The following is a 347-nucleotide window of genomic DNA, read 5'->3' on the forward strand; positions in this document are numbered from 1 at the left end:
CGCATCTGCCTCGACCACTTCCAGATTGGAACCGATACCTTCATTGTATTTGATGCGAGCAATCTGATAGACTTCCTCAGCGAGTTTCAAATTCTCTTTCTGCACGTCTAGGATACTCAGGTCATTTTTTAGGTTTGCCTTGGCAGTATAGAGTTCATTTTTGAAGGTTTCTTTGAGAAACATTCGCTGATTTTCCAACTGATTGATCTGAACTCTGTTCTTTTGAATTCGGGCAGCTTTGGCAAATCCATCGAAAATCGGAACACTCATGCTGACCCCGATAAGAGAGCTACCAAACCAATTGTCACTGCTGAATACTGTCCCCCACTCATTTCCTGCACCGCTTC

General features: G+C 43.8%; 1 protein-coding gene. It reads right to left on the bottom strand.

What is annotated here, in order from left to right; translation table 11 throughout:
- Positions 1–347, bottom strand: a 347-nt coding sequence (locus tag ACNKXV_RS13620) for a TolC family protein (protein WP_417908270.1), incomplete at both ends; no start/stop codon positions are given.

Source organism: Christiangramia aquimixticola (assembly GCF_048285835.1).
Taxonomy (GTDB): domain Bacteria; phylum Bacteroidota; class Bacteroidia; order Flavobacteriales; family Flavobacteriaceae; genus Christiangramia; species Christiangramia aquimixticola.